Source organism: Luteolibacter algae (genome assembly GCF_042683045.1).
GTDB classification, from domain to species: domain Bacteria; phylum Verrucomicrobiota; class Verrucomicrobiia; order Verrucomicrobiales; family Akkermansiaceae; genus Luteolibacter; species Luteolibacter algae.
In genome coordinates this window covers 289,151-309,321 of sequence record NZ_JBHUIT010000003.1, presented here as the reverse complement: position 1 = coordinate 309,321, position 20,171 = coordinate 289,151, and the positions used below count along the sequence as shown (strand labels likewise).

General features: G+C 53.4%; 12 protein-coding genes, 1 tRNA gene and 1 pseudogene. 12 read left to right on the top strand and 2 right to left on the bottom strand.

Features of this window, described 5'->3' with window-relative positions; all coding sequences use genetic code 11:
- The first annotated feature begins 459 nt into the window (after positions 1 to 459).
- The 10 genes and pseudogenes from ACFSSA_RS05550 (at position 460) to ACFSSA_RS05505 (ending at position 16,579) form a co-directional block, all read left to right on the top strand.
- Positions 460 to 933, top strand: a complete 474-nt coding sequence (locus tag ACFSSA_RS05550; RefSeq protein ID WP_386819100.1) for a type I restriction-modification system subunit M N-terminal domain-containing protein — start codon at positions 460 to 462, stop codon at positions 931 to 933.
- 155 nt (positions 934 to 1,088) lie between these two features.
- A pseudogene (locus ACFSSA_RS05545) lies at positions 1,089 to 1,208 on the top strand (restriction endonuclease subunit S); the annotation flags it as partial.
- A gap of 75 nt (positions 1,209 to 1,283) precedes the next feature.
- Positions 1,284 to 2,429 (top strand): XRE family transcriptional regulator, encoded by a 1,146-nt coding sequence (locus tag ACFSSA_RS05540; RefSeq protein ID WP_386819098.1) that lies wholly within the window; start codon positions 1,284 to 1,286, stop codon positions 2,427 to 2,429.
- A gap of 21 nt (positions 2,430 to 2,450) precedes the next feature.
- On the top strand, positions 2,451 to 3,038 hold the full coding sequence (locus ACFSSA_RS05535) for a DNA-binding protein (protein ID WP_386819096.1): 588 nt from the start codon (positions 2,451 to 2,453) through the stop codon (positions 3,036 to 3,038).
- A 245-nt stretch (positions 3,039 to 3,283) separates the two neighbouring features.
- A complete protein-coding gene (locus tag ACFSSA_RS05530; protein ID WP_386819095.1) occupies positions 3,284 to 5,968 on the top strand; it encodes a type I restriction endonuclease subunit R in 2,685 nt (894 codons plus the stop codon).
- Between the two features lie 306 nt (positions 5,969 to 6,274).
- Positions 6,275 to 7,138 (top strand): transglutaminase family protein, encoded by an 864-nt coding sequence (locus tag ACFSSA_RS05525; protein WP_386819093.1) that lies wholly within the window; start codon positions 6,275 to 6,277, stop codon positions 7,136 to 7,138.
- Positions 7,139 to 7,197: 59 nt separating this feature from the next.
- Positions 7,198 to 9,159 (top strand): fructose-bisphosphatase class III, encoded by a 1,962-nt coding sequence (locus tag ACFSSA_RS05520; RefSeq protein WP_386819091.1) that lies wholly within the window; start codon positions 7,198 to 7,200, stop codon positions 9,157 to 9,159.
- 107 nt (positions 9,160 to 9,266) lie between these two features.
- A tRNA-Lys gene (locus tag ACFSSA_RS05515) sits at positions 9,267 to 9,339 on the top strand.
- Positions 9,340 to 9,776: 437 nt separating this feature from the next.
- Positions 9,777 to 15,602: a DUF3320 domain-containing protein gene (locus tag ACFSSA_RS05510; protein WP_386819089.1), complete on the top strand. Its 5,826-nt coding sequence runs from the start codon at positions 9,777 to 9,779 to the stop codon at positions 15,600 to 15,602.
- Positions 15,603 to 15,820: 218 nt separating this feature from the next.
- Positions 15,821 to 16,579, top strand: coding sequence for a MauE/DoxX family redox-associated membrane protein (locus tag ACFSSA_RS05505; protein ID WP_386819087.1), 759 nt, complete (start codon positions 15,821 to 15,823; stop codon positions 16,577 to 16,579).
- 98 nt (positions 16,580 to 16,677) lie between these two features.
- On the opposite strand, the gene ACFSSA_RS05500 is transcribed toward ACFSSA_RS05505, so the two are convergent.
- Positions 16,678 to 17,175: a glycine zipper domain-containing protein gene (locus ACFSSA_RS05500; RefSeq protein ID WP_386819086.1), complete on the bottom strand. Its 498-nt coding sequence runs from the start codon at positions 17,173 to 17,175 to the stop codon at positions 16,678 to 16,680.
- A gap of 260 nt (positions 17,176 to 17,435) precedes the next feature.
- Here ACFSSA_RS05500 and ACFSSA_RS05495 point away from each other — a divergent pair, with 260 nt between their 5' ends.
- Both ACFSSA_RS05495 and ACFSSA_RS05490 read left to right on the top strand, forming a co-directional pair.
- Positions 17,436 to 17,951 carry a DUF421 domain-containing protein gene (locus ACFSSA_RS05495; RefSeq protein ID WP_386819084.1) on the top strand — a complete coding sequence of 172 codons (516 nt, stop codon included), beginning with the start codon at positions 17,436 to 17,438 and terminating at the stop codon, positions 17,949 to 17,951.
- A 1-nt stretch (position 17,952) separates the two neighbouring features.
- Positions 17,953 to 18,459, top strand: a complete 507-nt coding sequence (locus ACFSSA_RS05490; RefSeq protein ID WP_386819082.1) for a YidH family protein — start codon at positions 17,953 to 17,955, stop codon at positions 18,457 to 18,459.
- Here ACFSSA_RS05490 and ACFSSA_RS05485 read toward each other — a convergent pair.
- Entirely contained in the window at positions 18,436 to 20,160 is a 1,725-nt protein-coding gene (locus ACFSSA_RS05485) for a 4-alpha-glucanotransferase (protein ID WP_386819080.1), read from the bottom strand. The genes ACFSSA_RS05490 and ACFSSA_RS05485 overlap by 24 nt on opposite strands.
- Positions 20,161 to 20,171 lie beyond the last annotated feature (11 nt).

The window sequence follows — 20,171 nt, the reverse complement described above, 5'->3', positions numbered from 1 at the left end:
GAAGCGGTAGTCAAAGCACGGGAAGCTGGCGCAGAAGAACGAGGTGTAGACGATGGCTCCATCATCCGTTTCGAGGCATGTGTCCGCCTTACAGGCAAAGGCCATTGGGGAAAGCCGCGATTTAGCTATGGGCGGCGGTGGGCAACGCGACTTGGCGATCGGATACTTTAGTTTCACTCCTTTAATCCCGTCCGGGATTGGATGGTGAGTGTTGATTGGCGATGAAAGAATCACCAATGATATAAGTTTGAGATTGTGGATCGCAGGTCTGGTTTATTAAACCTGCACGGAGTTTCGCCATATATCGCGATGCCATCCAAATTGGGATTTGGAACTGCCAACCAGACTCCGGATTCGATTTTTCCGGCGAAGCAGAGGACTTTTTCTATCTCTCTTTGATACAAAAGAAACGTTCGAGATTGTGGTGCTTGAATCGTCCAGGAAACCCGGCGTGGGAAGATGGGCGCGGATGAATTTCGCGATTACATCCTGGGCTTCATCTTCTACAAATATCTCTCGGAGCGGATGAACCTCTTCGCGGATGAGATTCTCAAAAATGATGGAATCACTTTCACGGAAATCGACGAGAAGAGCGAGGAGGGCATCGAAATTCTCACGGCAGTGCGTGGGGAGGCGGTGGAGCGGCTGGGATATTATCTCATGCCATCGGAGCTTTTCCATTGTGTGGCGACGAAGGGCTCACGGGCGAAGGACAACTTCATCCTCGAAGACCTCACCCGCATCCTCAAGCACATCGAGTCCAGCACCATGGGGCATGAGAGCGAGGATGATTTCGAGGGGCTGTTCGAGGATCTGGATCTGGGCTCCTCCAAGCTGGGGAAAACGGAGAACGCGAAGAACGAGTTTCGCGAAAAAAGGAGCCGCGATATTTCTCGAGCGAAAGCGCGTCGCGGTAAATTTCCTTTTAGATAATAACATGATGACTTTTACGCCATCATTCGACATTACTTTTGCAAAACATCTTTTCTCTACAATTCGACTCTCTCGCTTTGGACAGGTTGGAGCATTACCATCCTACAATGCCTCTGATTTAAAGGGGATTAGAGTGTCGATGCCACCCGCCCGGAGAGCAAATTAAGATCGCCGACTTCCTCACCGCCCTCGACCGCAAGATCGCCACCGTCTCCACCCAGATCACCGAAACGCAGACCTGGAAGAAGGGTCTGCTGCAGCAGATGTTTGTGTAGGAGAAAAGGGGTCATGACCCTTTTTAAAGTTGACAAAAGTTGACAAGCGTCAAGCTTGTGTGAGCACTCGCATCCATGGAGAAAAAACTAAACACGCCAAAACTTCAAGAAGCGGCGGATTCCAAGGGTCTCAACCAAACGGCCATCGCCACCGAGCTGGATGTTACCCGCGCTTCCGTTTCCAAATGGCTGAACGGGAAGTCTTTCCCCCGCCCGGCGGAGCTGCTGAAGCTGGGTCGCTTGCTCGGCTTGAAATACGCGGACATGGTCGCCCTCAGCGCTTCCCGCGACGAGCCTCTGGTGGCTTTCCGCAAGCGGGCATCCTGCCAGACGACGGATCTCCATCTGGAGCGGGCCCGGAACATGGGGCATTTCCTCAAGCCTCTTGTGGAGTATCTGGATGTGGATCCCTTCATGGGCCCTGCCAGCCTGAAAAACCCTTCCTGTGATTATGGGTATCTTCAGGATCTTGCAGCCCGCATCCGCCGCGAGCTGGACATAGCAGAGAAGGCTCCGTTTGATTTCAAGGATCTGATCGATCTCTTCCACAAGCACCAAGCGGTAATCATCCCGACACTGTGGGGTCACAAGACCAAACACGAGAACGCCTTGCACATCCATCTTCCTGAATCCCAAACGACTTGGATCTATCTGAATCTCGATGTGGAGATCCATGACTTCAAGTTCTGGATGGCACACGAGCTAGGCCACGTGCTGACGGTGGATTTGCTCCGGGAAAAAAAGAACGAAGAGGCGGAGGATTTCGCGGACGCCTTCGCAGGTGCGCTGCTGTTCCCGGAGCCGCTTGCGAAGCGTTGTTTCGAGGATTATAAGCGGGAGCGCACAGATCAGGGGAGGCTCAAGGTTCTCGGGAAATGGGCGAAGGATCATGTCATTTCCCCCTTTTCCGTATACAAGGAGACGGAAAAATTCGCGGAGTCCAATGGTTCGCCGTTCACTGCGATCGATGGGGTTTCGCTGCATTCGTATATTGCGATTTTCAACAAGCAGTTCAAGACGCTTGGAACCGCGCTCTTTGATGGGAAAGAGCCGACTGCGGATCAGTTCATGCGGGTGGTGCAGGATTGCTTCGATACCCAGGTGTATAGTGCGCTGAGCCGGTATGTCCGGGATAAGGAACCCGGATCAGGAACCATTGCGACGATTCTGGGAGTGAACCCTATGGATGCCCGCGCCTATCTTGAGGCATTCTCCATCTAAACCAAGGGAGGAACGGGAGGTATGGCACAGACGAAGATCATAGTGGATTCCAACAGCTACTTTCGCCTGGCGCAAAACATCCACCCGTTTCTCTGCACTCCTTTCGGCAAAGAAGATTTTACGATCTACATGCACGCGGATCTGAATGTTGAGATCAAGTGCAGCTCGAGAATACGGAACAAGTTCCACTGGGTATCCGAAACCAAGTTTGCAAACAACCGTGGACGCTCGGTCAGTCTGAGCAGGGAACAGAAGTCGGAGATAGCGGACACATTTGACTTCATGTGGGAGTATGTGAAAGAGGAGTTTCTGGCGGGGCGGGGCAAGGGCCCCTCGCGGGTGGATACCACCATCGTGGCTACGGCGATGGTTCTTGGGATTCGTCTGGTGACGGATGACCAAGATATGATGGAGCTGGCCGGAACCTACGGGGTGCATCAAATTACCAGTCTCGGGTTGATGAAGCTGATGCTCGATGAGAAGCACATCGATGATGGGAAGATCGATCAGGTAGTAGGGCAATGGATTTACGATAACGACACTCCATACAAGGATTGGAAAGCGGAGTTCCGCAGGCTTTTCGGACGGAAAGTGCCGAAGGGTTCGTGAAGCCACTGATACAATAGCGCTCGACCTCTTTGTTGTCTAACAGTTGACTGATGCATAGATAACCGATCCCCACATATCTTGAGCCAATCCGAACAAGTGCTGGAAAACAACCTCGTCACCCAATTGGAAGGAATGGGTTACGTGCGGGTGGCGGTGACGGATGAGGCGTCGATGTTGGCGAACCTGAAAGGGGAGCTGGAGGCGCTCAATGGATTATCTCCGCTGAGCGAGGGGAGTTCTCTAAAGTGCTGCATCATCTGGACAAGAAGTCCGGGGTCTTCGCGAAGGCGAAGGTGTTGCGGGACAGGATGAAGCTGGAGAGGGAGGACGGGCAGGTGGTTTACCTGGATTTCTTCGACTCCACGCATGCAGGGCGGAACCGCTGGCAGGTGACGCAGCAGGTCGAGATGGAGGGGAGCTACAAGAATCGCTATGATGTCACGATCCTCTGCAACGGACTGCCGGTGGTGCAGATCGAGCTGAAGCGGCGGGGGCTGGAGATGAAGGAGGCTTTCAACCAGATCCAGCGCTACCAGAAGCACAGCTACTGGGCATCGCGGGGATTGTTCAATTTTGTGCAGCTCTTCGTGATCAGCAATGGGGTGAATACGAAGTATTATGCCAATGCGCGGCGGCAATCCTTCAAGCAGACGTTTTTCTGGGCGCAGGAGGATAACAAGACGATCCGGGAGCTACAGCCCTTTGCGACGGCATTCCTGGATCGGGCGCACCTCGCGGCGATGATAAGGAAATACATCGTGCTGAGCGAGACGGACAAGGTGCTGATGGTGCGGCGTCCCTATCAATACTACGCGACGGAAAAGATCGTGGAGCGGGTGAAGAACCGCCCGGCGGAAAAGGCGAACGGATACATCTGGCACACGACGGGAAGCGGCAAGACGCTGACCTCCTTTAAAGCGGCGCAGATCCTCACGGCGCTGCCGGAGGTGAAGAAGGTGGTTTTCTGCGTGGATAGGAAAGACCTGGATGCACAGACGATTGATGAGTTCAACGGCTTCTCCAAAGGAAGCGTGGATGGCACGGACAATACAAAGAAGCTGGTAAAGCAATTCACCGATGACACGAAGTTGATCGTGACGACCATACAGAAGCTGAACACGGCGATCAGCAAGGCGGCGTATCTGAAACAGATGGAGGCGCTGCGGGATGAGCGGATTGTATTTATTTTCGATGAGTGCCACCGCAGCCAGTTCGGCGATACGCATAAGCGCATCGTGGAGTTCTTCCGGGATCACCAGATGTTCGGCTTCACGGGGACTCCGATCTTCGCGGACAACGCGGTGGCGAAGGACGGGAAGAAGCACACGACGAAAGACCTTTTCCACAAGAAGCTGCATTCCTATGTGATCACGGATGCGATCAAGGACGAGAACGTGCTGAGATTCGCGGTGGAATACGTGGGGCGCTACAAGAAGAAGGAAGGCAAGGCGACGGAGGTGGACATCGAGGTGGAGGGGATCGATACCAAGGAGCTGATGGAGAGCCCGGAGCGGCTGGAAAGGATCACGGACTACATCATCGAGCGCCATGCGGTGAAGACGAGGAACAAGGAATTCACGGCGATGATGTGCGTGAGTTCGGTGGATGTGCTGATCAAGTATTACGAACTTTTCGCGAAGCGTAAGGCAGAGGGAAAGCATAAGCTGAAAGTGGCAACGATCTTCAGCTACACGGCAAACGAGGAGGACAAGGGCGCGGATGGCATCCTCGACGATGACGCGGAGATCGAGGGCGGCGACAAGGGAGATCCGCACACGCGCGAGGTGCTGGATGGCTTCATTAGGGACTACAACGCGATGTTCCAGACGAACTACTCGACGAAGGATACCAAGTCCTTCTACGGCTATTACAAGGACATCGCCAAGAAGGTGAAGTCCCGCAAGGTGGATATCCTGCTGGTGGTGAACATGTTCCTGACGGGATTCGACAGCAAGAGCCTGAACACGCTCTATGTGGACAAGACCCTGCGCTACCACGGGCTGGTGCAGGCCTACTCGCGCACGAACCGCATCCTGAACGAGGTGAAGAGCCAGGGGAATATCGTGGTCTTCCGGAACCTGAAGAAGAATACGGATGAAGCAATTTCGTTGTTCTCCGATCCCAAAGCGAAGGAAGAGATTTTCGTCCCGCCGTATGATGAGTATGTGAAGCAGTTCAACGAGACGGTGGCACTGCTGATCGAGCTGACCCCGAAGCCGGGAGATGTGAAAGATCTTCCGAACGAGGATGCGGAGCTGAAATTTGTCAAAATCTTCCGCGAGCTGATGCGGCTGAAGAACATCCTGGAGTCCTTTTCCGAATACGAGGCGGATGACCTGACCATGACGGAGCAGAGGTTCAACGACTTCGCGAGTGCCTACCTGGATCTTTCCGATAAGGTGAAGATGGATCAGAAGAAGGAGAATGCATCCATCCTGGAGGATGTGGATTTCTCGCTGGAGCTGCTGCACCGGGATCTGATCGATGTGCGATACATCCTCAAACTACTCGCACAACTCTACGATGCGGACGAGCCGGAGCAGGTGCGTTTGCGGAAACTGATTCTGGATACCGTGGCGGGAGACATCGAGCTGCGCAGCAAGCGGGAGCTGATCGAGAAATTTATTGAGAAGAGCCTGCCGGAGGCGGGAAGCGCGGCGGAGATTCCGGATTGCTTCGAGGAATTCTGGGAGAAGGAAAGGGCGGATGCTTTCGATCAACTGGTGAAGGAAGAGGAACTCGATGCGGACAAGCTGAAGAAGCTGATCGATCGTTATGTTTACACGGGCGAGAAGCCTTTGCCGGATCTGGATATCGTGGAGCTGATCCAAAGGCCGCTAAAGATCGCGGAGCGTGGCCCGACCAGGAAGCGGGTGCTGGAGAAGGTGGTGGACTATGTGACGACGTTTATCCGTGGGGTGGCGGCGTAGGGAAATAGCTGGTGGCGGCGGAGATTGATCAACAAAAGAAACAGAAAATGCCTTTATTCAGCTTTGAAGAGCAGACTTGATCACAGCAGAGCGGAAAGCGATGGCTATCCCGAAGATAGGTGAGAGCTGGAATCTGCAACGTTTGTTGAAAAATGCGCTCAATGTAATCTCTCCGGGAAGGCTTGCGGGGAGTCGCTTTTTGGATCGTTGTGGCGGGTTTCCGAGGGTGTGGGAGCTTATGTTCATCTGCGGAATTTTCTTCCGTTTCTTGATCGATTTTTCTGATTCCGCTCCTACTTTTGGGCGATGAACGTTTCACCTCCAGATATAAGAGAACTGACGGCTCTGTTGAAGCTTCTCGATGACGAGACGCCGGAGGTGCGCTCTGGTGTTTCCGGGCGCCTGGCGGAGGTGGGTGGGGATTTCAGCGAAATCCTGCCAGACGTAGCGCGGAATCTGAAAGAGACGGAGAAAAAAATCCTCGCGGATATTTTGCGGCCGGTCCGGCGGAAGGTGCTGCGTGAGGAATGGCTTACTCCCAGATTCGGCTCCGCTGCGCTGGGGGATGATTGGGAGCTTTTCGAGAGTCATCTGAGATTGCTCTCAGATTTTCTGCACGATGGAGTATCGCTCCGGCAGCCGCTTTCCGATGCGCTTGATTTATTGGCGGAGGAGATCCAGGAAGCGCATCCGCTCCCGCCAACCGCGAATGATATCCGCGTTTTTCTTTTCGAGGAAGGGCGTCTGAAAGGGAATAAGAGTCATTACTATGATCCTCATAATACGGATCTCGCCTGGTGTATCGCGGAAGGCAAGTCGAACCCGATCGGTCTCGGCGTAATCTACATGCTTCTGGGGCAGAGGCTGAATGTGGAGATCGAGGGGATTTCATTTCCGGGGCATTTTCTTTGCCGTATCTATGAGGAAAGCCATCCCCTGGTGGTTGACTGCTTTGATGATGGCCGGGTGCACTCACAGGAAATTCTCACAGATCCTTCCAATGATCTCAGCAGGGAGCAGCGTCAAATGCTACGGCAATCTGCGGATCTGGGAATGATCCTGCTCCGGCTTCTGAATAATTTGATCGATTCCTTCCAGCGTATGAAACTGGTGGAGGATGCGGAGCTTATCACGGAGATGCGGGATTCCATGCAGCGGGAACGGAGGTGAAATCCGCGGAGGAAAGCTTTTTCCATCGCGCCTTGTTTTGAGGATGCTATTGATTCCATGTGAAACAGGTGCGTGAAGACAACGTGGCCAGAGCCTATGAAATCGAGGCTCTGCGAGCGACAGCGAGGACCATTCCGAATATCGATAGCGCGGTGGCGGAGATCGCGCGGTTCTCGGCAGAGATGACGCTGCCGCGTGGCACCGTGCACGTCATCAGCGATGTGCATGGAGAGGACAAGAAGCTCCGGCATGTGATCAATAACGCCTCGGGCACCCTGCGGCCTCTGATCGAAAAACTGCTGAAGGAAAAGCTATCACAGGAGGAGTTCGATGAGTTTTTAAAGCTGATTTTTTATCCGGCAGAGGTGGTTGGGAAGCTTGAGAAGACGCTTCACGAGAAGGCGGAGCGGAAACTCTATGCGGTGAGAACGCTCCATAATCTTTTCGATGTGGTGCGCGTCCTGGCCGCAAGGCACAGCCTGAAACACGCGATGCGCCTTTTCCCGCAGGAATATTCACAGCTTTTCAGCGAGATCCTGCACGAGCCATCGACAGAAAGGGAAAGTGCCTACATCGAAGCGATCGTCGAGGCGATGGTCCGCCGTGGTAGGGCGCTGCATTTTGTGCATCTGACGTGTCGGTTGATCAGGAATCTTGCCATCGATGAGCTGATTATTGCCGGTGATTGCTGGGATAGAGGGCCGCGTGGTGACAAGGTGGTGGATTACCTGATGCAGCAGCCAAATGTTTCTTTCGTCTGGGGGAATCACGATGTCACCTGGCTTGGAGCATGCCTCGGGCATGAGGCGCTGGTTTGCACGGTGCTGAGAATTTCCCTGCGATACCGGCGGCTTTTTCAGCTGGAAGAAGGCTACGGGATCCCACTCATGCCGCTGGAGCGACTGGCGCGTGTGGTCTATGCGGGGGATCCGGCGACGTATTTTATGCCAAAAGGCGAGGGAATCCGCGAAATCATTTCCGTCGCGAGGATGAATAAAGCGATTTCCGTCATGCAGTGGAAGCTGGAGGGAGCGCTCATAGCCCGCCATCCGGAGTGGGGGATGAATGACCGGATGCTACTCCACAAGATGAACCTTGAGAGGGGGACGATCGAAATTGACGGGAAGGAATATCAGCTCAGGGACAAGCATTTTCCCACGATCGATCCCGCGGATCCTTACGAGCTTAGCGAAGAGGAACGAACCTGTCTGAATTGTTTGAAATCTTCCTTTCTCGCAAGTCAGAAGCTCTGGGAGCAAATGAAATGGATGGTTGCCAATGGCTCGATGGCAATTTCCCGAGAGGAGCAATTGATTTTCCATGGCTGCATCCCGGTGGATAGCGAGGGCGAATTCCTACCGATGATCATCAATGGCCAGGCGCGATGTGGCCGGGATTTGTTCGAGGAAATCGACAGGACGATCTACCGTATGGTCGACGAAAGGCCGCGTCGCCGGGATCTTGATATGCTTTGGTATCTGTGGAGCGGGCCGCAATCGCCGTTATTTGGAAAAGATAAAATGGCGACCATTGAGCGTGCGCTCATTGAGGACGAAACTCCTCACCGGGAGACGAAGAATCCGTATTTCGAGCTGCTGCATGAAAAGTGGTTCTGTGAGAAATTGCTCGAAGAGTTTGGCGTGGATCCGGATACCGGGCTCGTCGTGAACGGGCACGTCCCAGTGAAGCTAGAAAAAGGTGAATCTCCGATCAAACGTAGTGGAAAGGCAATCAGCATCGATGGCGCGTTTTCGGAAGCCTACGGAGACCACGGCTACACCTTGGTCCTGGAGCCGCATCGCTCTTTCCTGGCTAGGCATCACCACTTCGAATCCGTGGAATCAGCGCTCCGGGATGGTGCGGATATTATTCCAAGCATCACGGTCTTGAAAGAATGGGAGCGGCCAAAGTGCGTTGGCGATAGCAAGCGGGGGCGTGACTTGAAATTCGCCATCTCGCATCTGGAGCATTTGATCACCGCCTACCGGAATCACGAACTCCGCGAACGATATGGCCATTGAACGCATCGCAAAACCTCCCCGCAGAAACCAGCCGGGCGATTTACCGGAAGATAAAATTTCTATTGCCAAGTCACCACGCATGGAACTACTTTCCTGCCCCACCTAACGCCTCGGTAGCTCAGTTGGTAGAGCAGAAGACTCTTAATCTTTTGGTCCTTGGTTCGAATCCAAGCCGGGGTATTTTTTATCGCTGAAATTTTTATCCTGATAATTAGCGATCGAAATAGCTATACCATAAGGCAAAATGAAGGAGTTGTTCGCTTGAATAATCTCCCATGGGATTAGGTTGGTCTCAATTGGATTTAGAGATGTAAATATAATTGGGAGGTTTTCCTTGTTTCTATATTTTGTATTATATCTATTTAGTGTTTTTTGTGAGGGGTCGATATCTGTAGGGATTTGAATGGTATTGCTTTTGAAGGATTGAAAATTGCCTTATATATTTCTTTACTGTCGATTGATTTTTAATGTGGAATGCGGCCGGAACGAATAAGGGAGGCAATGTATAAACGCGACATTAATCGGGTGGTTACTTGTCTCTTTTATTCTGTCTTAACGCTTCGACTCTCAATAAAAATATTGCAAAGCCGATACCTCCTTTTTCGTTAGTTTGACTTATGTCCCTTCAAGTTACCACCAGCCTCGCGCCGAAGATCGGCTTTGCCTCCCACCAGAACTCCGTCGCATTTCTGCAGGACTTGAACCTGGAGAACTCCGGGGAGGAGCTGCTAACGGATCTCACTGTGAAGCTCAGTTCCGCGCCGCTTTTCCTGGAAGAGAAGATCTGGAAGATCGATGTGTTGCAGCCAGGTGCTTCGCTCCGGATCAGGGACAGGAACGTCAATTTGGATCCGCAGTATCTGGCGGATCTAACGGAAAGCCTGAGGGGCGAGGCGATCATTGAGGTGATTGAGAAGGAAGGGGAGGATAAGCTTTTCACCGAACGCTACCCGGTCGAACTGCTGGCAAAGAACCACTGGGGCGGCACCGGCTCAATGCCCGAGCTGCTTCCCGCCTTCTGTATGCCGAATGACCCTGCTGTGGACAAGGTTCTGAAAGCTGCCAGCGATGTCCTGAAACGAGCTGGTAAGGAATCCGGGATCGACGGCTACAAGAGGAAGTCCCGCACACGGACATGGGAGCTGGTTTCCGCGATATGGTCGGCTGTTTCCGGACTCGATTTGGGCTACGCGTATCCCCCGGCAAGCTTCGAAGTGCAGGGTCAGAAGGTGCGAACACCCGGGGCGATTATGGAGGGGCGCTTGGCTACCTGTCTTGACTCTTCGATGCTGTTCGCCTCGGCGCTGGAGCAAGCGAGTTTGAATCCGCTGATCATTCTGTCCGAAGGACACGCGTGCGTGGGTGTCTGGCTTCAGCCCCAAGAATTTTCCCAGCTCACCATCGACGAGGCAGCAGCCGTGCGTAAGCGGGTTGAGCTTCAGGAGATGCTCGTTTTCGAGACTACACTGGTAACCCAATCACCAGCTCCATCGTTCAGTGTTGCGGTGGAAAGGGGCAAGAAAAGCATGACCGATGAGGCTTTTCACATGGCGATTGATATCCGCCGGGCACGGATGCGAAAGATCAAGCCCCTGGGACTGGCCACTCCGCGTGAGGCCGTCAGCACTGAAGAGATTGTGGCATCCGTTTCCGATTCACTGGAAGAAGCCCCGAGACTGCCGGCCTTCGATGTGGAGATCACGGATGAACCGACAAATGCCGATGACAGGATCACCCTATGGCAGAGAAAACTGTTGGATCTGACCGCACGGAACCGTCTGCTGCATCTTCCAGAACGCAGCAAACATGTGCCTCTAATCTGTCCAGATCCGGGCGCTTTGGAAGACTTGCTGGCTGCCGGGAAAACGATACGCATTTCACCTTTCCCGGACCTTGAAGGTGGCGGTAGGGATGCGAAACTCTACCAGGAGCAGAACAGGGGAGAACTGCACCAGCAATTCGCCCAAGAAGCTCTGCTTTCAAATGAGGTGCTATCGTCCCTCCTGCAGAAAAAATTGGAAGCGGAACTGATCGACCTCTATCGCAAGGCTCGCACCGATATGGATGAAGGTGGGGCGAACACGCTTTTCCTGGCACTCGGATTTCTGAACTGGAAGAAGACAGCCGATGATACGCGTAGCTACCGCGCTCCGCTGATTCTCCTGCCTGTGAAGCTTCAACGTAAGAGCGCCTTGTCCGGAGTTACGATGACCATCCACGAGGATGAGCCTCGGTTTAACCTGACACTGCTGGAGCTTCTCCATCAGGATTTCGATCTGAAGATTCCGGGACTCGATGGAGAATTGCCCCAGGATCACAGCGGGATCGATGTCGCGGGAATATGGAATCGCGTGAGAGTGGCAGTGAAAGAGATTCCCGGGTTCGAGGTAACGACGGAGACTGCTTTGGGAACTTTTTCATTCGCCAAATATCTGATGTGGAAAGATCTCACGGATCGTAGAGAGGAACTGACTGCAAACTCGGTGGTGAAGCATCTAATCGAACGGGGAGAGGAAAAATTCGGTGCTGATTCGGAATATCCGGATGAGACGGATTTGGACAGATTGATTGCTCCGGCTGACCTGTTCACACCATTGCCGGCGGATTCCTCGCAGATAGCGGCCGTGGTGGCTTCTGCCCGCGGCTGTAATTTTGTCCTCGATGGGCCGCCCGGAACCGGAAAATCACAGACGATTGCCAATATGATTGCCCACAATCTTTCGATTGGCAGAAGGGTGCTCTTTGTCGCCGAGAAAATGGCTGCGTTGAATGTCGTGCATCGGCGTTTGGCGGAAAAGGGGATCGCTGAGTTCTGCCTGGAGGTGCATTCGAATAAAACCTCGAAAATGGAGATTCTCCAGCAGCTTGACCGCGCATGGAATGCCAGCGGAGATCTAAGTCAAGCCGAGTGGTCTCGTGAGACAGACCGTTTGCGGACTCTGAGGGATCGATTGAACGAGGTCTGCGAAAAGCTGCACATGCGTCATCCCAATGGAATGACGGTTCATCAGGCCGTAGGGCTGGTCACCAGGGATCACGGAAGCTCCACTCCGAAGCTGGGCTGGAATCTCGGCACCGCGCACACCATCCAAGAACTCGATTCCATGCGAGAGACCGCCCGCAGAATGGATCTTAGTTTCGATGACTACTTGGAATCGCCCAAAGACTTTTCGATTATCGAACAGGAGGAATGGTCCAATAGCTGGCAGGAAGCTGTCCTCGGTGTTGCCAAAAAACTTCCGACTGTAATCACCCAATTAATTTCCTCCAACGACCAGCTCACGAAGGTCTGTCAGTTTGATCTCCCGACTGGATCGGCTTCGGAAATGGAATGTCTTGTGAAATTCGTGAGAGTGATCCTGAAGACTCACAAGAAGAGCATGGGCTTTGCCTTTGCGCCTGATGTTGCAGATAAAATCGAGGCTGCCCGTCGGCTACTTCCGTTCATCGAAAAATATCAGAAAGGACAGCGGAGGTTGTCGATTAGCTACAGCGAGGATTCCGTTCGGAAAATTGATGTGGATCAACTGGACGGCGAATGGTCGGTTGCCAGCAAGAAGTTCTGGCTCTTGGGGAAAATGGCGATGAAAGGGGTAGCCAAGACTCTCGCTGCACAGGCTGGAAGTGCTGTCCTGCCGGAAGTGGAAAAGGATTCTCCGACTCTGCGTGAGCTGAAAGGTCTCCTATCGGAAATGGATGGGCTCAAGCCATACCTCGTAGATATGCCCGGGTATGCCGGTCTCAAGACCAAAACTGCGGTGATTGAGGAGTCAGTGAAAATTGCTGAAGCATTGCACCAGCGACTCCCGACGTTGATTTCAAGTCCGGATGAACTCGTTTCACTGAAAACTGCGAGCCGTCGCCTGGTAGTGGATGCGAATGAGCTTCTCGGATCAGAGGGCGCGATTTCCGTAGCTGTCAATCAACTGGAAAGTGCGATCCGTGAATTTCAGGAAACCTCAGATAAGTTCATGAGTCTATGTGCGGTGACAAATCCCGAGAACCTATCTTTAGATCAGATCAAGGCCGCCGCAGTGGCCATCACCGCGAATGAAAGGCGGCTGCGATCCTGGTGTATGTGGAGGAGAGTCCGGAAGACCGCGATCCAACAAAACCTCACTCCACTGGTCTCTGCGGTTGAGGAAGGCAGTCTCACGAAAGGAGACGTGGAGCCTAATTTTGTCACTGCGTATGCCAAATGGTTTGCTGCGGACCGGATCGATCACGAACCGATTCTGAGAGACTTTGTGACTGCCGAGCACATGGACAGCATTGAAGAGTTCAGGCGAGTTGATGACCGGGTCGCGGAATTGACTGCTGAATACACGAAAACTGTTCTCTGCGGAAGGCTTCCTGCAAAAACAGAGGTAGGGAAGAAAGACGGCTTCGGAATTCTGAAACACGAATTACAGAAAAAACGGGCGCACAAACCATTGCGAAAGCTGGCAGGTGAAATGGGTGATGCCTTCGGTCAGCTTGCTCCCTGCATGTTGATGAGTCCCTTATCAATCGCTCAATATTTACCAGCGGATCAGCAGTTGTTCGATCTGGTGATTTTCGATGAAGCCTCGCAGATCACTCCCTGGGATGCGGTGGGATCCATCGCCCGTGGCAAGCAGGTGGTCATCGCGGGGGATCCGAGGCAAATGCCGCCGACGAATTTCTTCCAACGTGGTGCGAATGAGTCCGAATTCGATAGTGACGTGGAGGGAGATCTCGAAAGTATTCTAGATGAATGTCTGGCTGTCGGAATTCCACGGCACAGTCTCAACTGGCATTACCGTAGTCGCCACGAAAGCCTCATTGCTTTCTCAAATCACGCTTACTACGGCAGCAATCTGATTACCTTCCCTTCGGCAGTTACTCGCGACAGCGCCGTTGTTTGGCGGAAGGTGGATGGCATTTATGCCAAGGGCAGTGGGCAAACCAACCAAATGGAAGCCGAGGCCATTGTAGCGGAAACCGTAAAGCGTTTGACCGATCCTGTTTTCATCGAATCAGGCCAGACGCTGGCCATCATCACCTTGAATTCGAAGCAGCAGAAACTCATTGAGGATCTGCTCGATGGAGCCAGACGGAAGCATCCCGAAATAGAACCCTACTTCAACGAGGAACTGCCCGAACCTGTGAAAGTCAAAAATCTGGAGACTGTTCAGGGTGACGAACGGGATGTGATTTTGCTCGGTATCTGCTATGGACCGACCGAATTCGGCGCGGGATCCATGTCGATGAATTTCGGCCCTCTCAACCGGGATGGCGGCGAGCGCAGGCTGAATGTCGCGCTCACCCGATCCAAGCAGGAGATGGTAGTCTTCACGTCTTTCGATCCTTCACTGATCGATCTCAATCGGACAAGCGCCCGCGCCGTTCGCGACCTGAAGCATTTCCTTGAATTCGCGCATCGTGGTCCAAGCGCTTTGGCGGAAGCTGTCCAAGGATCAGTTGGCGGTTTTGATTCTCCCTTCGAAGAGGCAGTTGCCAATAGACTCCAGGAAAAAGGATGGGAAGTTGTTACTCAAGTTGGGGTTTCACGTTTCCGTATTGATCTTGGTATCGTTAATCCGGATAGGCCTGGGGATTTCCTGGTCGGCATTGAGTGTGATGGCGCGACCTACCACCGCAGTGCAACCGCTCGCGACCGGGACAAGGTCCGAGCCGCCATTCTGGAAGGGCTGGGCTGGGATCTCTTGCGCGTCTGGTCAACCGACTGGTTCGTAGAACCAGAACGCGAGATCGAGAGGCTCCACTCAAAATTGGAATCCATACTCAGTCAAAAGCGGGCCACGATGAAGATGGAAGCTTCGAATATTGTGCATATCGGGACGGAGTTGGAGGACACAAGTTTCGCGATGATAGCGTCGCAGGTTTCGAGCACTCCAGCGGATAAGGACAACGGAGGTTTTCAGTCCGAGGGCACCCGATCTGATGCGGTAGTCCCAGTGCAAGGAATCTATGTCATCACTGATTTTTCAGAGAGCACTCAACAAATTAGCCCCGAGAGCTTTTATGAGGAAAGTTATGATCCCGTGCTCATCGGATTGATCCGGAATACTCTTTTGTCCGAGGCGCCGATTGCTGACGATCTACTTGTCCAGCGTATCGCACGTGCTCATGATTTCAAAAGGACTGGTCGTCTAATTCGTGAAAGAGTGATGACTCTTGTAGATGATCACTTTCATTTGCGTCAGGATCCAGTAAATGGGTTCTTCGTATGGCTAGCCGAGAATGACTTCCAGGCAATGGTCACTTTCCGGGTTCCTAGTGAAGGAGATTTGATCCGGAGCATTGAGGAAATTTCGTGTGAAGAGATCTTGGCGGCGGCCCTGCATGCTGGATCGGAACCCTCTGCGATCCAGATAGCTAGAGCTCTTGGAACGAAGCGCCTTACCGCGACTGGTAAAGAACGAATCGAAGCCGCTTTGGCGCTACTCGCTAAATCATAAAAAATCTCACCATTTGATTAATGGATTCTCATCCCAGGACCTATGCTGCTTTGATTTGATTTTACCAATCATTCCGTCAGCATCCAGCGACCAAGGCTAGAATTTTTGTCCGGTGTTACCTGCTGGCATGGATGTTGCGAGGACCTCGGGTGAGAGCGGTTTTCTCCGCAATCCGGTGGGAAAATTAGCGCTCTTGCAGCAATGACGGTGCGTTTTGCATGCCTAACCTACCAATTTCAATGAAGAAAAAGTCCGCCACCATTTATCGCATGGTCACCCCGACGCATCTTTGCCCATGGGGGATCAAAGCCTACGACCTCCTTAGGAGAAACGGTTTCGATGTCACTGACAACCACCTTGAGACCAAGGAGGCCAACAAGGCCTACAAGGAGGAACACAACGTCGATGAGACACCGCAGATTTTCATTGGGGAGGAGCGGATGACCTATGATGGGTTGCGCGAGCACCTCGGCCTCGGTCCCGATCCCAAGGAAGGCAAAACCTACCAGCCCGTCCTCGCGGTCTTCGCGGTCACCATGCCCATGGCCATTGCTGCTTGCTGGGCGATGCAGGGCAATCTCGACATCATCCGCATCGTCGAGCTCTTCATCGCCTTCAGCATGTGCGTGCTCGGGATTCTGAAACTGCAGGACTTGCTCTCATTTTCGACTGGCTTCGTGCAGTATGATCTGATCGCGCGCCGCTACGTGCCTTATTCCTACGTGTATCCTTTCGTGGAAGCCGGGGCGGGTGTGTTTATGATTGCCGGGTTGTTGACCTGGCTTGTGGCGCCCGCCGCACTAATTGTCAGCACAATAGGGGCGATTTCCGTTTTCAAAGCGGTTTATCTGGAAAAGCGGGATCTGAACTGTGCGTGTGTAGGCGGAGGAAGCGATGTCCCGCTCGGTTTTATTTCGCTTACTGAAAATCTCATGATGATGACCATGTCGGTATGGATGCTCTTGAAATCCAGCTAGGATCGCTGCGATTTTATCGAAATAGAGAATATAAAAAACCGCGCTTTGGGAGAATGCCCGAAGCGCGGTTTTCTATCTTGAAGCAACGTTGATGTCCTTTAATGGCCATCGTGATCAGCATCGCCGGGAAGACGATCTTCCACACGATGCCAGCTGGCGCGGGTGGCATGCTTTGCTTTCTCCCATTCGAGCTGGGATTTTCCTTTGAAGCGTTCCCAATCGGCTTTGAGGCTGCTTTCGTTGTCTTCCCATCTGGTATTTCCCGCAGCGAGGCGGCGCTCATAGCCCATGCGATAGGCGGGCTCGTATTCCTCGTAGCTGTGATTTTCAGCCCATTCCTGCGAGCTGTGGTTATCGCGCCAGTAGGCTGCCTCCTCGGTGGGATCGATGCTTTCCGCGACGCCTTTGCCGGCGTAAGCACCTGCGATACCGCCGACTACCGCACCAACTGCCGAGCCAACAGGACCACCGGCCGCACCGATCGCCGCGCCAGCAGCGGCACCACCTGCGGTGCCGACTCCGACACCTACCGGATGGGCTCCGGGTTCGCCTGTGATGGGATCTTCATTTCTATCTGGTTTTGGGTCTGTTTTCATAGATTTGTGGGTCGTTTCTGTTTCGTGATTTTTCCAATCACATAGCCATGCTATCGCATTTCGGGTGCCTGCGGGAAATCCTTGGAATTACGGAGAATTTCCGGCGGAAAAACATCCATGCGGATTGCAGAGAGCTGGAAAGCCGGAGAAATTGAATGCAGGTTGCAAGATTTATCTCAGCTATGTGGCGGGCATTTTGTGTCATCCGTTGAATTAGGGGATGGCATGGAACATGCGATGTTCCGGACAACGTTTTTATTATGTTTACCGATCAATTTTTCACTGACCAGCTGCTGAGGATTTTGCTGCTGGGACCGCTTTCCCTACTCTGGATTACCTTGGTCGTGCGAATGATCGGGCTGAGGTCGTTTTCGAAAATGACCGCCATCGATTTCATCACCACAATCGCCACCGGATCGTTGCTTGCCAGCGCGGCCGGAGCGGATACCTGGCCGGTGTTTTTTCAAACAAGCGGTGCGGTCTTCGCTCTTCTGGGCGCTCAGGCACTCATTGCACAGCTGAGACTGGGGTCCTCCAAGGTGGTGGCATTTCTTGAGAACGAGCCACTGGTGCTGGTGCGTGACGGAATGTGGAAAGAGGACAACCTGAGAAAATCCCGGGTGAAGAAAGAAGATGTTTATGCAAAATTGCGCGAGGCAAATGTTTTGAGTTTTTCCGAAGTGAGGGCGGTGGTGCTGGAGACGACAGGGGACATCTCCGTGCTGCATGGGGAGGCTCTGGATGAGGAGCTTCTGGAACCGGTGAGGGAGTCTTGATATGAGTAAAGAAGATCGGGAAATGGAGGATGAGCTCGGCGAAAAACAAGCGGAGGAAGAGGACAAAGAAGAGAACAAGGAAGAGGAAAACGAGCGGGTGGAAAAGACCTCCCAGGAGCTAGCGAAAGAAAGAACGCTCAAGGCGAAAAAGCGGAGCAAGCTGGCGGCTGATCGGACAGACTATGCGGAGGATAGGACTTTGCTGGCAAATGAGCGAACCTTCGCGGGTTGGGCGAAGGCTGCCTTCGCTTCGATCGGTCTGGGGCTGGGATTTCAGGCGTTTTTCCAGAAAGTGGAGCCCACTTGGGTGCCAAAGGGGATTGCAACGCTGTTCATCCTTCTCGGTATGCTGCTCATATGGCTGGCCGAGCGCAGGGCTGATGGGCTCCTTACCGAGCGGACGGGCAATCATGTGAAACTGATGTCCCGGAAAATGTTCCGCATCATGGCGATCGCCGTATCGCTCGGAGGAGTCGCATTGATCCTATGTATCTGGCTGCTGATCTGAATTGGATCGCTCGCTGTCGAGGATCAGTTTCCGGATTTTCCGCAATTGTTCTCCAAACACGGGATGATTCTTGAAATCAGGAAAGGCCAGCGGGAGACGCTCGCACCAGGTCTCGATCCCATAGCTACCCGGGAGATTGAAACGCAGCGGAATGCCGAAAAGATCACTGCACATCAGCACGGCGAGACGGCTTTCCGAATGAAAAAGAGCTTGGTGGAGAGCCTCGAGCAGCTCCTCGGTTAACACAGCAGGTGGCTCCGATTTCCAGCCCGCGAACGCTAGGAGCCAGCGCAAGTCCTCCGCAGCTTTCCCCTTCGGATCTTGCCCCGCCGCTTCCACCAGATGCACATAGCCTGTTGCCAGCGGTGCATTGTCATGGTTTGCATAGGTGGCCAGAGCGAGCTCTCTGAGCTTGAGGTTTGCGGCATCGGATTTTCCAGAATGTCTTTCCAGTTGGGGAAAGGCCAGATTGGCTAGCTGAAGCTCTTCGAGTGCCCGGCTCATATACTCCGGCATCTCGCCCATGATCTCCGCCACCAGGCCCATTGGTCCCGCCTCCTCCTGGATGATGGAGATGAGTTCACGGCCTTGTTTTTCATTGATGCGCAGTGACACAGGATCTTCATCGGGACCGGGTAAAAACCTTGGTAATTTTCCGCCGGTCTTCAATGCCGCCTCCTCCGCCGTCAGGTTCGCATACTCCGAGTGGCGGGATCCGCCGGGCCAGGGGAAGACATACACGCGGAAGTAACCCCGTAGATGATCCAGACGGCACAGATGGAAAAACTTTCTCTGGCGGGCGATACGTCCGCGGAACCATGAAAACCCTTCCGCCCGATGATTTTCCCACCGGTAGGGAGGTAGGCCCCAGTTCTGTCCCCAGACCGAAGCGTCCTTGCTGGTATCGAAGTGGGCCAATGGCCGGGTGCCCATATTCCAATCGGTATCGAAGAGCTTCGGATTCGCCCAGACATCGGAGCTTCCGCGACCGACTCCGAAAGAAATTTCCCCCATTAGAAAGATCCCGTGCTGTTCCGCATGGGATCTGACGGCCAGCCACTGCCGCTGGGCAATCCATTGGATATATGCGTAGCCCTGGCGCTGGTCCTCAAGGTCAGCCCGGTCGGGATGGTTCTCGAGCCAATGCTCGGCTGAGCCATAGTTACGATGCTCGGGACGCCAGTCCTTCCAATCGGTATTGCCCTCGTATTCCCGGATCAGAAGGCGGAAAAGTGTGTAATGGTGCAGCCAGCTTTTTTCATCTTCGATGAATTTCTGAAACTCGCTTTGAAGCGCAGGATCGTTTTCGCTGACAAAATGATGCCAGGCACGAAGCAGGATCTGAATTTTCAGAGGGTGGACAGCGCCGTGCTTGACGATATTCGCCCGCAGCTCGGCGCGCCATTCCGCCGGGGCTGCGCTTTCGATATCCGCCATCTGCAGGCCGGGGACTTCCGAGGGATCCAGATAAACGAATGCTGGTGAAAGCGCCCGCGAGCTGATCGGATTATAGGGGCTGTGATCGCCGAAGGTCTCGTGGATGGGAAGCAGCTGCAGGACCTCGAAGCGGTTCTCCGCGCAGAACCCGATCGCTTCACGCACGGCACGGGTGTCGCCCGTCCCGAAATCGGCCTCATGGCGCATGGCAAATACAGGAGCCAGCAGGCCGGCGCGTCTTTTTTTCAATGGGTTTTGATTCATAAATTTAGGTG

What these genes read in the sequence shown, in the direction of transcription:
- ACFSSA_RS05550 (WP_386819100.1), top strand. Translation starts at nt 460, where the DNA reads ATGGGCGCGGATGAATTTCGCGATTACATCCTGGGCTTCATCTTCTAC.
- ACFSSA_RS05540 (WP_386819098.1), top strand. Translation starts at nt 1,284, where the DNA reads ATGGAGAAAAAACTAAACACGCCAAAACTTCAAGAAGCGGCGGATTCC.
- ACFSSA_RS05535 (WP_386819096.1), top strand. Translation starts at nt 2,451, where the DNA reads ATGGCACAGACGAAGATCATAGTGGATTCCAACAGCTACTTTCGCCTG.
- ACFSSA_RS05525 (WP_386819093.1), top strand. Translation starts at nt 6,275, where the DNA reads ATGAACGTTTCACCTCCAGATATAAGAGAACTGACGGCTCTGTTGAAG.
- ACFSSA_RS05510 (WP_386819089.1), top strand. Translation starts at nt 9,777, where the DNA reads ATGTCCCTTCAAGTTACCACCAGCCTCGCGCCGAAGATCGGCTTTGCC.
- ACFSSA_RS05505 (WP_386819087.1), top strand. Translation starts at nt 15,821, where the DNA reads ATGCCTAACCTACCAATTTCAATGAAGAAAAAGTCCGCCACCATTTAT.
- ACFSSA_RS05500 (WP_386819086.1), bottom strand. Translation starts at nt 17,175, where the DNA reads ATGAAAACAGACCCAAAACCAGATAGAAATGAAGATCCCATCACAGGC.
- ACFSSA_RS05495 (WP_386819084.1), top strand. Translation starts at nt 17,436, where the DNA reads ATGTTTACCGATCAATTTTTCACTGACCAGCTGCTGAGGATTTTGCTG.
- ACFSSA_RS05490 (WP_386819082.1), top strand. Translation starts at nt 17,953, where the DNA reads ATGAGTAAAGAAGATCGGGAAATGGAGGATGAGCTCGGCGAAAAACAA.
- ACFSSA_RS05485 (WP_386819080.1), bottom strand. Translation starts at nt 20,160, where the DNA reads ATGAATCAAAACCCATTGAAAAAAAGACGCGCCGGCCTGCTGGCTCCT.